The organism is Burkholderia sp. AU32262 (assembly GCF_020419985.1).
Taxonomy (GTDB): domain Bacteria; phylum Pseudomonadota; class Gammaproteobacteria; order Burkholderiales; family Burkholderiaceae; genus Burkholderia; species Burkholderia semiarida.
In genome coordinates, this window is record NZ_JAIZRS010000012.1 from 96,079 (window position 1) to 110,529 (window position 14,451).

Sequence of the window (14,451 nt, forward strand, 5' to 3'; positions counted from 1 at the left end):
GGTGTGCGGCCTTGCGCGCAATCGGACAGCGAAGGAGAAATCCGCGATGGAAACCAGCATGAGCGAGCCGGCGATCGGAGAAACCGGCCACGACGGCTCGCTGTCGGAACTGGAGAAGGGCTTGCTCGACGAGGCGCTGCGCTTGCTCGCCGAGACCCGCGCGCGTGCGCTGGAGCTCTGCGTCGAGGTGAGCCGGCGGCAGGGTGGCGCCGCGCCGGACGTCCATGATTTCAACCTGCCCACGATCATCGAACTGCAACGGCGCTTCGGTAGCCAGTCTCGCCCGTGGGCGGCGCCGTTGCAGGATCGATCTTCCGTGCCGGTCAGGCGGCCGACAACGTGATCGACACGCCCGCCGCGGTGTAGACCGGCGTGGCCTTGAACCCGTCGACCGTCACCGTCGCGAACTTCGCGGCGGCCGCCGCGCCGTCGATCAGCGCGATGGTGTCGCCGGCCTTCGGCGCGTAGCCGTTCACGAATTTCACGTGCAGCGTGCCGCCCGCGATGGTGAGCGGCCCGCCCACGCGCAGACGTCCGCCGCCGTTGCCGTCGATGTCGAGTTCGAGCGTCGTGTTGTCGAGCTGCGTGTAGCGGGTCGCGACCGTCACCGGCGCGGCGGCCGCGATCCGCACGCTGCCGCCCGGGCCGACGTACACGTCGCCCTTGCCGAATGCCGTCGCCGACGCGGCCGCCAGCGTGCCGCCGCTCACCTGCGTGCCGCCCGTGTAGCCGTTGTTGCCCGCCAGCGTCAGCGTGCCGCTGCCCTGCAGCGTCAGTTTGCCTGCGCCTGAAACGTCGTTGCGCCATACGTCGGCGGCATTGAGCCCGCCCTGCGACGCATCCATCGATACGATCACGTTGCCGTTGAACGCGCCGTAGCCGTCGGCGGCCGCGAACAGGTTCAGGCGGCCCCAGCCTTCCGCGTCGTCCATCACCGGATAGCCGGACGGCAGCTCGGTGGTCTTCAGCACGACGCGCCGCTGGTCGGGGCTCAGGTACGGGAAGCGCGTCTGCAGCAGGATCTCCGCGCCCTTCGGCACGACCGGCGGCGCGTTCGTCGATTCGATCGCACCGAAGCCGAACGTCATGCGGCGCAGGAACGCGGCCTTGTTCGCCGCGTAGTCGGCGAAGCGGTCGGTGGCCGTCGTGCCCGAGTGCGCGAATGCGGAGAACGTCGTGGCGCTCGTTCCCGTCAGTTGTTGCAGCGTCTGATGGGCTTGCGTGTAGGCAGCCTGCGCGTCGCTGGCGTACGCGGTCAGGTTGGCCGCGCTGACGGCCAGCGCGAGCATGCGCCCGCCGATCACGTCGAGTGGCGAATGCATGCCGGCGAGGATCCGGTTCTCGCCGAGCTCGAGGCCGCGGCTGATCATCTCCTGGAAGCGTTCCGGCACGAGCCACGCCATCGTCGTCGCATCGCGCATCGCTTCGGCCGTGTGGCCGCTGATGAAGCCGCCGTCGGTCGCGGGCGTCGCGCTTTCGGCCGGCACGAGCGTCGGCGCGACGACCACGCTCGTGCTCCAGCGGTACGGGCGCGCGTATTTGAAGAAGCGCTTGGACGGTTCGGTCGACGCGTTGTTGCCCATTTCGTTGAGCAGATCGACGACCTTCCCGAAGCTGGCGTTACCGCTGCTGCTGCCGACGCCGACGTTGTTGCCGGCGTCGTTGTACAGCACGGTCGTCGCATCGGCGGGCACGGTGGTGATGCTGGTCGTCTGCTGGGCGGCGGTGCGCCACGCGGCGGTCAGCGGGCCCATGCCGTCGGTCACGCTGTATCCCTTGCCGCGCCGGTCGTCGTAGTACGCGGCGTCGGCCTGTCGCGGCGTACGGGCGGTCGTCGCGTTGATCACGTACTGCACGTTGGCCGACAGCACCGCGTCGTTCAGGATCGTGCCGCACGGCATGCCGCTGTTCGGCAGCCCGGAGCAGGGCGATGGCGAGATGGCGGGGAACGCGCCGTTCGCCGGCGCGCTCACGCCCGCGTCGACCAGCATCGTCGCCGGTTGCCAGAGATCGAGGAAGCGGCCCAGCACGCGCACCGCGGCGTTGGTCGACAGCGTCGCGTAGCGCGCGTCGCCGCGCTGGTTGGTCGCGACGTTGTCGACGAAAGCCGGCGCGCTCGGGATCGGCGCGCTGTCGACGAAGCCGGGGTCGGCGGGCGGCGCCGGAACGGCCGCGGCGATCGTGCCGGTCGACGCGACGTCGTCGCCGCCGCCGCAGGCAGCCAGTACGATCGCACTCGACAATGCCGCGACGTGCAGCGGGAAACGGCTTCGTGACGCAAACATGCAAGACTCCATCCTGATGGTAAAGATGGAGGATTGTGGTGAGCGATCGTTACGCGGTCGTTACGGAATTGTTTCGCGCCGTACGCAGCGGGCGGAAATTCCCACTATTTGGTTAATTTCCGGTGCTGAACATGACGGACGCGAGAATCCATGCGTCGTCCGTCACCGATACGGGTGGCAGGCGCCGGCCTACGCGTTCGCCGTGCGCGTCTCCAGCCGGAACAGCGAGACGGCCTCGGCAAGCCGGAGTCCCTGTTCCTCGAGCGACTTCGACGCGGCGGCCGCCTGCTCGACGAGCGCCGCATTCTGCTGCGTGACCTCGTCCATTTGCGTAATGGCCAGATTGACCTGCTCGATGCCGCGGCTCTGCTCGCTCGACGCCGCGGCGATCTCGCCCATGATGTCGGTCACGCGCGAGATCGCGTGCGTGACCTGGCTCATCGTCTCGCCCGCGTTGTTCGCGATCTGCGAGCCGTCCTGGATTTTCCGGACCGATTGCGAGATCAGCTCGCGAATTTCCTTCGCGGCGCTCGACGAACGCTGCGCAAGACTTCTGACTTCGCTGGCCACCACCGCGAAGCCGCGGCCCTGTTCGCCGGCGCGCGCGGCTTCGACGGCCGCGTTGAGCGCGAGAATGTTGGTCTGGAACGCGATCCCTTCGATGATCCCGGTAATCTCGGCGATCTTGGCGGAACTCGCGCTGATGTCCGTCATCGTGTCGACCATCAGGCCGACGGCCGAGCTGCCGCGCTGCGCGACCTCCGATGCGTTGTCGGCCAGGCCGCTCGCCTGCTGCGCGTTGTCGGCGTTCAGGCGCACGGTGGACGTCAGTTGCTCCATGCTCGACGCGGTTTCCTGCAGCGACGCGGCCTGCTGTTCCGTGCGGGACGAAAGATCCTGGTTGCCGGACGCGATTTCGCCGGCCCCCGTCGCGACGTTGCCCGAGGCGGTACGGACTTCCGAGATCAGCCGGATCAGGTTCGCCTGCATGTCGCGCATGGAGGCCAGCACGCTGCCGGCCGGCGCGGCGCCGGTCGCGGATTCGGCGCCGAGATCGCCGGCGGCGATATGGCGGGCGATATCGCTGAGCGCGGCAGGCTCCGTGCCCAGCGCGCGCAGCAGGCCGCGGGTGATGAAGAGGCCCGAGATCGCGGCCGCGGCTGCGGCGGCGATGCAGATCGCGATCAGCATCAGTCTTCGCGACGTGTAACGGTCATCCGATTCCTTCACCCGTTGGGCGGCCATCGTGCGCGAGAACGTCGCATACGCATCGGTGGCCGCGACGAGCCGGGCCAGCAACGGTCGGCACTGTTCGTTGATCATCGTGATCGCCTGATCGCGCCGGTTGTTCGCCGCCGCTTCGACGATGGCGCGCGCCACGGGGCCGTACTGCGCCTCGATCGCCCCGATTTGCCGAACCAGTTCGCGGGCCTTGTCGGTCGCGCCGCTGCCGACGCGGACCGTATTCGTCAGTTCACCCAGCAGCGCGCCGACTTCGCGGTCGGCCTGCAGTGCGGCTTCCTTCTCGACGTCCGCATCGCGTGGCCCGGACGCCAGGACCTGGTTGCGGGCGGCAATCGCGCGCCGGTCGACCGCGGCGAGAACCTTGTCCGCCAGGGTCGCGCGGGCGTTGATGCCGTTGACATAGTCGTCGAATGCCGCGTTCGCGTTGCCGAGCGACACGATGCCGACGAGCGAGACGAGCACGACCGTGCACGTAAGAAGTCCGAAAGCCATGATCAGCTTCATGCGAACCGTTAACCGTCGATCATTCATAGGAAGAATCCAGGGGTGTTATTAAATAGATTTCCTGATTATCGGAACCCTGGATGAACAGTTTAGGAACGCTGCGCGCGGCAATCGTTTGCGAGTGACTCGCCGTCAAAAAAATTTCAGACGGCGCCCGGCGTGCGTCACGCCGAGCGGGTGAACGGCTCCGGTTCCGCACGACACACGCGGTTTCTGCCTTCGCGCTTCGCGCGATAGAGCGCCAGGTCCGCCTGATGCGACAGCGCGTGCACGGTTGCGGGGCGTGCGCGATGGCCGGTCGCGCAGCCGATGCTGACGGTGAAGGGCGGCACCGCATCCGCAAACCCGTCGAGCCGGTTGCGTTCCACCTCGCGGCGAATCGCCTCCGCGACCTGCGCCGCGCCGGTTTCGTCCGTATCGGGCAACACCGCGACGAACTCCTCGCCGCCGTAGCGCGCGGCGAGGTCGCCGCGCCGCCGCGTATGCGCGCGGATGCATTCGGCGAGAAAGCGCAGCGCGGTGTCGCCCACCGCGTGGCCGTGCCGGTCGTTGTACTGCTTGAAGTGATCGGCGTCGATGAACAGCAGCGACAGGCTGCCGTCGCCGCCCCGTTGCAGCCGCTCCCATTCGTCGGCCAGCGCGGTATCGAGCGCGCGGCGATTGTGCAGGCCCGTGAGCGGGTCGGTTCGAGTGAGCTCGGTCAGCAGCGTCTGCTTGCGAAGGTTGTCGCGCAACGCGAACGCTAGCAGCCAGACCACGGCGCAGAACAGCGTGCTGATCACGATGGCCGACACGCCGACCGTCCACGACAGACGACGGATGCCGGCCAGCACGTCGCTTTCGGCCGGCGCGACGACCGCGATCAGCGGCGTGCCCGGTATCCGCTGGTACGTATACAAGCGCACGACGCCGTCGATGCTCGAACGGGCGGGATAGAAGCCCGATTCGCTGTTCACCATCCGCTTGAACGATTTCGAGCGACGCAGGAGATTCATCTGGCCGTCGTTCAATGACGGGTTTCTCGCGAGGATCGTGCCGTCCGCGCGCACGATCGCGCTGACCCCGTTCGGGCCGACGTCGAGCCGGGACAGGAGCTGCTCGAAGTAAGCGAGATCGATGGCGACGACCACGATCCCGTTGAACGCATGATCGGGCCGCTCGATGCGCCGCGACAGCGCGATCGACTCCTTGCCGCCGCGCGAGCGTGCCCGATAAGGCTGGGACACGTAGAGCCCGACGTTGTCCGCGTCGCGATGGACCTTGAAGTAGTCGCGATCGCTGAAGTCCCAGCGATGGGTCGTGCCGCAGCATCCGTCGATCAACTGGCCGCGCCGGTCGGTCACGCCCATGCCGGTGAGGTACTGGGCCGCGGTGCGCTCGAACAGCAGGTCGTGCCGCAACCCGGTGTCCATGCGCTGTACGGCCTGCTTGCCCAGGTCGGCAGCCAGCGCGACCAGCGCGTTGTTCGACGTTTCGACCGTCCGCGCGATCTGGCTCGCGAGCACGGCCGCGACGTTGCGCGACGTCTCGTGCGCATGCTCGATGACTTCGATGCGCGCGGCCCACAGCGTCGCCGCGCTGATCCCGAGCGCCGCGAGCGACATCAGCGTGCCCAGTGCGCCGACGACGAGCGGGTGGCGTCCGGCCCAGTCGGCGATTTTCTCGATCGAAGTGAAGGCGGGCATGCTCGCGCTCATAGGGGAAGCCGGCTGCCGGGGCGTCGGCGCGGGTCAAATCCGGGTTAACGGCATGGTTAACCGAAAATCGAGGCCCGCGGGCGACCCCGTCGGCGCGCGCGATCCGCCCACTGCGACGCAAACGTGTGCGACCGAAGCGGCTGGCCGCATCGCACGCATCGTATCGGCTGCCGGCCGCGAATTTGTCCTTATGGTCGGCCTCCGCGCCGGCCATTCGGCACGACTCAATTTCCTGCCGTCGGTGCCGTTAAGTGAATAAGGGTCGGCTCGTTCATCGATCCAGTTCAATCACGCGGCAACGGAGACCGAAGTCATCATGCTGTCATCAATTCGCGCACGGATACTGGCGACGTGTGTCGCCATCGTCGTGACGGCGCTGGCCGTAACGGGAGGGCTCGTTTATTACGTCGTCAAGACCCACAACGACGAGGCCATCGACCAGAATCACAAGTCCATCCTGGCCGGCCACGCGCTGGCGATCGACGAATGGGTGGCGAGCCGGTCGCGCGAAACCCAGGCGCTCGCGGATACGATCGCGATCGGCGAAGGCGACCCGGTGCCGGCGTTGAAGCTGCTCGGCAAGTCGGGCGGCTTCGAGGTGCTGACGCTCGGCCTGCCCGACAAGACGGCGTTCTCGAACGTGCCGCTCGCGCCCGGCTACGACCCGACCGCGCGGCCCTGGTACAAGCAGGCCGTCGGCGCGGGCCATCTGGTCGTGACGGCGCTCTACCGCGATGCGACGAGCGGCAAGCCGGCCGTCGCGTTCGCGGTGCCGGTGGTGCGCGACGGCGTGGTGAAGGGCGTGCTGGCAGCCAGCCTGTTCATGGAAAACGTGAGCTCGATCGTGACCTCCGTTCACCCGACGCCGGCGAGCTTCGCATTTCTGGTGGACAAGGGCGCTCGCGTGATCGCGTCGGCCAAGACCGACCTGATCATGAAGCCGGCCACCGGTCTGTCTCCGGAACTCGATGCCGATCGCCTCGGCGCGCTGCAGACGGCGTCCGCGCCCGTCGCGGTCGACATCGACGGCGCCGCCAAGCTGATGCGTGCCCGGCCGATCGCCGGCACCGACTGGTCGCTGGTGCTCGCGCTCGACAAGGGCGACGTGACGGCCGGCATGCGCGCGGTCGCGACGACCACGCTGCTGGCGATCGTGATCGTCGCCGTCATCGCGGCCGCGCTCGTCGGCGCGATGACGAACGCGGCCTTCAAGCGCATCCTGATGGTGCGCGACGCGCTCACGGACGTATCGAGCGGCAGCGGCGACCTGACGAAGCGGCTGCCGGCCGACGGCGCGGACGAAGCCGCGCAGATCGCGCACGCGTTCAACGCGTTCGCCGAAAAGATCAGTGCGATCCTGCTGCAGATCCGTGCGTTCAGCGCGTCGGTCAACCTCGCGAGCGCCGAGATCGCCCAGGGCAACCAGGATCTGTCGGCCCGCACCGAACACGCGGCGTCGAGCCTGCAGGAAACGGCCGCCGCGCTCGAGGAGATCGCCGGCACGGCCCGCAACTCGGCCGACGCGGCGAGCCAGGTGAACCGTCTGGCGGAATCGGCGTCGGATGTCGCGCTGCGGGGCGGCACGGTCGTGCGCGAAGTCGTCTCGACGATGAACGACATCACGCAGGCGTCGGCAGAGATCGCCAACATCGTCGGCGTGATCGACGGCATCGCGTTCCAGACCAACATCCTCGCGTTGAACGCCGCCGTCGAGGCGGCGCGCGCGAACGAGCACGGCCGCGGCTTCGCGGTCGTCGCCGGGGAAGTGCGTGCGCTCGCGCAGCGCAGCGCGCAGGCCGCGCGGGAAATCAAGCAGCTGATCCACTCGTCGGTCGAGAAGATCGAAGGCGGCTCCGGGCTCGTCCAGACCGCCGGTGCGACGATGGACGAAATCGTCGACGGCGTGCGCAACATCACGAGCGTGATCGCCGAGATCAGCGTCGCCGCGAAGGAGCAGAGCACGGGGCTCGAGCAGGTGAATCAGGCGGTGTCGCAGCTCGACGACATGACGCAGCAGAACGCGGCGCTCGTCGAGCAATCGGCGGCCGCGGCGACGTCGCTGCGCGAGCAGGCGGCCCGGCTCGCGCAGACGGTCGGCGAGTTCAAGCTGGCGGAGCGCGCCGTGCCGGCGTGACGGTCCGGTTGGCTGGGCCGCAGGGCGTCGGCTTCGTGCGACGCCCTGTCGGAATATCGCGGCGGCGCAAAACCGGTCCGTTCAGGCGAGCACCGCTTCTCACGCAGGTGAAGCCGAACGCCGCGCGGCCCCGCCTTTGCGATACAGCGACAGGGTCGCGAACAGCCCACAGCATGCGGCGAAGCTGAGCCAGTATCCGGGCGCGGCCTTGTCGCCGGTCACCTCGATCAGATAGGTCGACACCGCGGGTGTGAAGCCGCCAAAGACCGCGGTCGCGAGGCTGAATGCAAGCGAGAAACCGGCCACGCGGACGCTGGCGGGCATGATTTCGGTCAGCGCCGCGACCATGGCGCCGTTGTACATGCCGAAGAAGAAGGAGAGCCACAACAGCACGGCGAGCATGCGGCCGAAGCTGGGCGCGGATGACAGCCAGGCAAGCGCGGGATACGACGTCACGATGGCCGCGACCGCGATGGCCACGAGAATCGGCTTGCGTCCGATGCGGTCCGACAGCGCACCGCCCACGGGCAGCCAGAAGAAATTCGACACGCCCACGCACAGCGTGACGATCAGGCTGTCCGCCGTGGACAGTTTCAGCACGGCCCGGCCGAACGTCGGCGTGTAGACCGTGATGAGGTAGAACGTCGTCGTGGTCATCGCGACGAGCAGCATGCCGGCAAACACCGTGCGCCAATTCCGCAGCATCGTCGCGAATACCTCGCGTGCACGCGGATGATGGGTGCGCGCCTTGAATTCGTCCGTTTCCTGCAGCGTTCGGCGAAGCAGGAAAATGACCGGCACGATCGCGCAACCGATGAAGAACGGGATGCGCCAGCCCCACGCACCGATTTCCTGGCTCGTCAGCAGATGATTCAGCAGATAGCCCAGGGCCGCCGCGATGACGATCGCCACCTGCTGGCTTGCCGATTGCCAGCTCGTATAGAAGCCCTTGTGCCCCGGCGTGGCCATTTCCGCGAGATAGACCGACACGCCGCCCAGCTCGGCCCCGGCGGAGAAGCCCTGCAGCAGGCGTCCCAGCAACACCAGCGCCGGGGCGGCGAGCCCGATCGTCGCGTACCCCGGCACGCACGCGATCAGGATCGTGCCGCTCGCCATGATCGAGAGCGTCACGATCAGCCCTTTGCGTCTTCCCACTTCGTCGATGTAGGCGCCGAGCACGATCGCGCCGAGCGGGCGCATCAGGAAACCGGCGCCGAAGACGGCGAACGTCAGCAACAGCGACGCGAACTCGCTTGCCGCCGGAAAGAAGACTCGCGAGATGCTGGTCGCATAGAAGCCGAACAGGAAAAAATCGAATTGCTCGAGAAAATTGCCGCTGGTCACGCGCAGGACCGCGCCGAGCTTCGACGTGCCTGCGGCCGCGCCATCCGGCGCGATCGACGGTGAGGGATGCATGGGATGTCTCCGTTGGATGTATTGTGCGAAGCGGCCCGGAAGCCGGACCGCTTCGATTGGCCCGGTTCAGTCCGAGCCCAGTCGCAGGCGGTCGGCCTGGCGCTTTTCGATCGACGACTTGAGGAGCGCCGCGCAGCGAAAGATGCCGTGGGCGAATTTCCCGTACGGCAACGTTGCGAAGAGGGCCATCACGATGCCGAGATGAACGGCGAGCAGCGCCGCCATTGCGCTGCTGTCGCGCCACGCGAGCAGCGCCAGTCCCGACGCGCTTACGAGCATCAGCAGCGCAATGAAGCTGCGGTCCATCGGGCGTTGTGCCGGATCGGTCCGCGCGGGGTCGCGCCGCAGGTTGAGCCACAAGAGGCCGGCAGGCCCGATCAGCAGACCGATTCCGCCGGCGGTGCCGAGCAGCACGGGCAGGCTCAGGAACGCATACGGTGCGTGCAGGTCCAGCGCGTAGTGATAGAAGGTCGCGACGAGCGTGGCGGCAAAGCACAGCATGAAGCCGTAGAACGCGAAGTGGTGAAACCGGCGCCGCGCGAGCGTGAACGCATCGTCCGATTCGTTGCAGCCGTCACCGTGGCCGCCGTCGAGATAGGTGAGCGCGAGCGCGTGCTTCGCCGCCTCGGCAACCGCCGGCATGCTTGCCGTGCCCGACGACACGTCGCGCCAGAAGCGCGTCACGCCCACCCCGAGCGCCAGAATGGCGAGCCCGAACACCGCGCCGAACATCGCGGCGAGCAGATTGTGCGGAAAGACCGCATAGAAACGGCCGCCCGACGGGCCATTCAGCAGCGAGCCGTGCATCGCGACGCCGAGCATCAGGAACAGCACCAGCCCGATCGCGAGCGCGAGCGCGACGGTCAGGCCGTTGCGCCTGTAGAGCTTGCCCAGCGCGGCGGGCCACGCATACTCGACATATGTATCGAGCCGGACCTGCGCCATCGCCTTCGGCACGTTCACCGCGAATTCGTGCGGCGGCGCATATTGGCATGCGTGATAGCACGCGCCGCAGTTGTGGCACAGGTTGGCCAGGTAGTTGACGTCTGCCTTCGCGAACTCGAGCCGGCGCGTCATCGCCGGAAAGACCGCGCAAAATCCTTCGCAGTAGCGGCACGCATTGCAGATCTGCATCTGGCGCGCGACTTCCGCTTCGTTGTCGGTGACGGGCGCGATGCGAATCACGGCGGCGCCGCTCGCGCGTGTCGACGGTCGGCCGGCGGGCGCGAGCGCCCGGGCGTCGCGAAGGTGTTCTTCAATATCGTTCACGTTGAACTCCGGTCGTTTGCGCGGCCTTCGCCGCCTCGGTGCCCGCGATACGGCCGAACGCGGTGCCGATCGACATCCCGACGCCCGCCGTGTAACCCTTGCCCAGCACGTTGCCGGCCATCATTTCGCCGGCAACGAACAGGTTGCCGCTCGGCCGTCCGCCGAAGTGAACTTGCGCGCGCTCGTTGACCTTGAGCCCGAGATACGTGAACGTGATGCCGGGACGCAGCGCGTAGCCGAAGAAGGGCGGCGTATCGATCGGGCGTGCCCAGTGGGTTTTCGCGGGGCTGACGCCTTCGGTGCGACAGTCGTCGAGCACGGTGTGATCGAACGTGCCTGCCCGGCATGCGGTGTTGTACGCGCGCAGCGTTTCCACGAATGCACGTTCGGGCAGGTTCAGCCGGCGCGCGAGTTCCGGCAACGAATCGGCGCGGACACCCGGAAATACCGGCGGCATGAAGCGCCCGACGGCCTTGGCATCGATGATCGAATAGGCTGTCTGCCCCGGCTGCTGCGCGACGAGGCGGCCCCAGATCGCATAACGCTTCGGCCAGAAGTCTTCACCTTCGTCATAGAAGCGCTGCGCATCGCGGTTGACGACGATACCGAGCGATACGCAATCGATCCGCGTGCAGATGCCGCCGTCGTAGAGCGGCGCGCGCGCGTCGATCGCGACGCAATGCGACTGCGACGGGTCGCCGATCGCATCGGCGCCGGCGTCGAGCATCGCCTTGAGCAGGACACCCTGGTTGAACCGCGTGCCGCGGATGAGGAAATTGTCGGCGGGCCACTCGCCACGCTGGTTTTGTCCCCACGCCTCGCGCAGCCATTCGCGGTTGGATTCGAAGCCGCCCGCCGCGAGCACGCAACTGCGCGCCTCGAAGCGCCGGTTTCCGCTACGCGCGGCGACGAAGCGTTCGCCGTCGAGCTCGATTGCGTCGACGGGCGTGTCGTAGCGAATCCGTACGCCCAGCGCTTCGGCGCTGCGGTAATACGCGTTCACCAGCGCTTTGCCGCCGCCCATGAAGAATGCATTGGTGCGCGCCACGTGCAGTGCGCCGGACAGCGGCGGCTGAAACCGCACGCCATGTGCGCGCATCCACGGGCGACAGTTCGCCGACGCGCGGATCGCGAGCCGGGCCAACGCCTCGTTCGTGATGCCGCCCGTGACCTTCAGCAGGTCCTGCCAGTACTCTTCTTCCGGATAGGCGCCGACCAGCACGTCCTGCGGGCCGTCGTGCATGCAACGCAGGTTGCGGGTGTGCTGGGAGTTTCCGCCGCGCCACTCCCGCGGCGCCGCTTCGAGCAGCAGCACCGACGCGCCGGCTTCACGCGCCATCAAGGCGGCGCACAGCGCCGCGTTGCCGCCGCCGATAACGAGAACATCGATCATCTGAGTTGTCTCCTTTGAGACGCACTCTACGGATCGGCCTCGTTAGCCGCCATCAGCGGCGCGGCAACACGTCTTCAGTTTTTGTGAAGAGGCGGCTCGCGGAGCGTGGCGCCGGGCCACCCGCCGGACGCGACGATCTCGCGCGCCACGTCGGCGAGGACGACTCGCGCGGCGAGCCCGGCGGGCGACAATTCATCGTCGGAGACGCTCGCGATCAGGTTCGGCCTCGTCGCGTGGTCGTCCGCGACCGGGACGCTCGCGAGCGCGGCATTCTCTAGCCGCGCGAGCGCCGCGCCTGGTTGAATGGTTGCACCGAGCCCGCCGCGCACCGCATCCATCAACATCGCGAGGCCGTCGACTTCGGCGGCGATGTGCGGGGTGAAGCCGGTGCGGGCGAATGCGACATCCAGCAATGCGCGCAGGCCATGCGGGCCGCTCGGCAGGATCAGCGGCACGGCGCCGAGGTTCGCCAGGTGCACGTGCGTCCCGTCGGGCATGCCGGGCAGGCCGGGCGCGCCGATCACGAACAGATGCTCGTCGAGCAACGGCATCACGCTCCAGCGCTGCGCGGGTTCTTCGCGAAACAGGATCGCCAGGTCGATTTGCCGCGCACTCAGCATTGCGCCGAGATAGCCCGACAGGCTCTCGACCATGCGCAGCCGGACATCCGGATAGCGCTGCCGCATCGCCTGCATGAACGCGAGACCGAGTACGCCGGTCGTACTGGGCGCAAGCCCGACGCTGACGTGCCCCGACAGGCGCGCCTGACGCGCGGCAAGCGCCGCATCGTCGACGTGGCGCAACGCGAGCTGCGCCTGTCGCCAGAATGCAAGACCGGCGTCCGTCGGCACGACGCCCGTGGAGGTGCGTTGCAGCAGGCGCGTGGACAGCTCGCTCTCGAGCCGGCTGATCTGCTGGCTCAGTGCGGACGTCACCACGCCCAGTTCGAGCGCGGCCTTGCCCATGCTGCCGTGTTCCACGACGCAGACGAAATAGCGCAGTTGCCTCAGTTCCATCGACACCTCGAATTGACTCAGCCGCGGTATTGTCGCAGCCGACGAGGCGCCGGTGGGGCGAATCGCGCTGATCGAAGCCGTGGATCGCCGCCGGAAAGAATCTGGGGTTGCGGGATGAGCTGGCGGCGCCGCTCGCGGCGGCCGCTCCGGCTCGGCGAGTGTTCAGGTCGCGCAGTGAAGGCCGGCTACGTGTGTGCCGGCGCGAACGCCCTCGTGTCATACCGCCTCGCCTGCTGCCCGTCGATGTCGTTCGCGAAGGGCTTCATGTCGTCGCGTCTCCCGGTTTCATTCGGCAAGCAGCCCGCGCGCGGCCAGATTCGCATACAGCGCGCGCACGCCGAAGGTCCACGGCGCGATCTCCGTGCAAAGCCGCACGGTGTTGACGAGCGCGCCGAGCGCGGGCGTCGAGATCGTCACGCGGTCGCCGAGGTGATGCGTGAATCCGCCGCCGGGCGCGTCGCGATCCTGGATCGGCGAGAACATCGTGCCGAGGAACAGCATGAAGCCGTCCGGATACTGGTGATGCGCGCCGCAGGTCTGCGCGACGAGGTCGGCCGGGTCGCGGCTGATCTCGCGCATGTGGCTGATGCCGTCGAGGACGAAGCCGTCGTCCGCGCCTTCGACGCGCAGCGACACGCTGCATTCCCGCACGCCATCGAGCGTGAAGCCATCGTCGAACAGCCGCACGAACGGGCCGATCGCGCATGAACCGTTGTTGTCCTTGCATTTGCCGAGCAGCAGCGCCGAGCGGCCTTCGATGTCGCGCAGGTTCACGTCGTTGCCGAGCGTCGCGCCCACCGGCCTGCCGTCGCTGGCCACGGCCAGCACGATCTCCGGTTCCGGGTTGTTCCACACCGACACGGGCAGCAGCCCGACGTCCGCGCCGAAGCCCACCGCGGACATCGGCTGTGCCTTGGAGAACACCTCGGCGTCCGGGCCGATGCCGACTTCCATGTATTGCGACCACGCGCCGCGGCGCTCGAGTTCCGCCTTCAGGCGCATCGCCGCTTCCGAGCCGGGCACGATCCTCGACAGATCGGTGCCGATGGTCGACGCGATGGTGTCGCGTACCTCCCGCGCCTTGGCCGGATCGCCGCCGGCCTGTTCCTCGATCACGCGCTCGATCAGGCTCACGGCAAAGGTGACGCCGCACGCCTTGACGGCCTGCACGTCGCACGGCGCGAGCAGGTGCGTGGCGCCCGGCGTGCCGTCCAGCGCCGCCTGCAGCAGCGGCTCGACGCGGCCGAGCGATTCGCCGGGGGCGGTGCGCGCGACGGCAACGGCATCGGGGCGGTCGAACAGGTCGGCGGTGGTCGGCGCGGTGCGCGTGATGTCGAACACTTCGCCGCCGCGTACGGCGACGACGCTCGGGCCCGCGTGGGCGCCGTCATCCCGCCAGACGCGGCCGATCAGCAGCGCTTGGGCGAGGTCGTGCGGCAGGCAGTCGGAAACGGAAGGAGTACGCATGATCAGCTCGGCAAGATTGGGGGGG

The 14,451-nt window shown here is 68.0% G+C and carries 10 protein-coding genes; 2 read left to right on the plus strand and 8 right to left on the minus strand.

The window, feature by feature from the left end; all coding sequences use genetic code 11:
* Positions 1-46: 46 nt before the first annotated feature.
* Complete coding sequence (locus LGN10_RS16380) at positions 47-343, plus strand: hypothetical protein (protein ID WP_226224269.1); 297 nt, start codon at positions 47-49, stop codon at positions 341-343.
* Here LGN10_RS16380 and LGN10_RS16385 read toward each other — a convergent pair.
* From LGN10_RS16385 to LGN10_RS16395, 3 genes are all read right to left on the minus strand, one after another.
* Positions 324-2,285 carry a phosphatase PAP2 family protein gene (locus tag LGN10_RS16385; protein ID WP_226224271.1) on the minus strand — a complete coding sequence of 654 codons (1,962 nt, stop codon included), beginning with the start codon at positions 2,283-2,285 and terminating at the stop codon, positions 324-326. The two genes, LGN10_RS16380 and LGN10_RS16385, sit on opposite strands and share 20 nt — an antisense overlap.
* A 189-nt stretch (positions 2,286-2,474) precedes the next feature.
* Positions 2,475-4,061: a methyl-accepting chemotaxis protein gene (locus LGN10_RS16390; protein ID WP_226224273.1), complete on the minus strand. Its 1,587-nt coding sequence runs from the start codon at positions 4,059-4,061 to the stop codon at positions 2,475-2,477.
* A 137-nt stretch (positions 4,062-4,198) separates the two neighbouring features.
* Entirely contained in the window at positions 4,199-5,719 is a 1,521-nt protein-coding gene (locus LGN10_RS16395; RefSeq protein ID WP_226224275.1) for a diguanylate cyclase, read from the minus strand.
* A gap of 328 nt (positions 5,720-6,047) precedes the next feature.
* On the opposite strand from LGN10_RS16395, the gene LGN10_RS16400 reads away from it, so the two are divergent.
* The gene (locus LGN10_RS16400; RefSeq protein WP_226224277.1) at positions 6,048-7,865 is read left to right on the plus strand and encodes a methyl-accepting chemotaxis protein; all 1,818 of its coding nucleotides are present in this window, start codon (positions 6,048-6,050) and stop codon (positions 7,863-7,865) included.
* A 99-nt stretch (positions 7,866-7,964) separates the two neighbouring features.
* Here the strand turns inward: LGN10_RS16400 and LGN10_RS16405 are convergent, their stop codons facing one another.
* From LGN10_RS16405 to LGN10_RS16425, 5 genes are all read right to left on the minus strand, one after another.
* Positions 7,965-9,281 carry an MFS transporter gene (locus LGN10_RS16405; RefSeq protein ID WP_226224279.1) on the minus strand — a complete coding sequence of 439 codons (1,317 nt, stop codon included), beginning with the start codon at positions 9,279-9,281 and terminating at the stop codon, positions 7,965-7,967.
* A 66-nt stretch (positions 9,282-9,347) separates the two neighbouring features.
* Positions 9,348-10,550, minus strand: a complete 1,203-nt coding sequence (gene tcuB / locus LGN10_RS16410; RefSeq protein ID WP_302106948.1) for a tricarballylate utilization 4Fe-4S protein TcuB — start codon at positions 10,548-10,550, stop codon at positions 9,348-9,350.
* Positions 10,537-11,943, minus strand: coding sequence for an FAD-dependent tricarballylate dehydrogenase TcuA (tcuA, locus tag LGN10_RS16415; RefSeq protein WP_226224281.1), 1,407 nt, complete (start codon positions 11,941-11,943; stop codon positions 10,537-10,539). Before tcuA ends, tcuB begins: the two co-directional genes overlap by 14 nt.
* 74 nt (positions 11,944-12,017) lie before the next feature.
* Positions 12,018-12,959: a LysR substrate-binding domain-containing protein gene (locus LGN10_RS16420; protein ID WP_060310323.1), complete on the minus strand. Its 942-nt coding sequence runs from the start codon at positions 12,957-12,959 to the stop codon at positions 12,018-12,020.
* Between the two features lie 285 nt (positions 12,960-13,244).
* Entirely contained in the window at positions 13,245-14,426 is a 1,182-nt protein-coding gene (locus tag LGN10_RS16425) for a fumarylacetoacetate hydrolase family protein (RefSeq protein ID WP_226224282.1), read from the minus strand.
* Between the last annotated feature and the right edge of the window lie 25 nt (positions 14,427-14,451).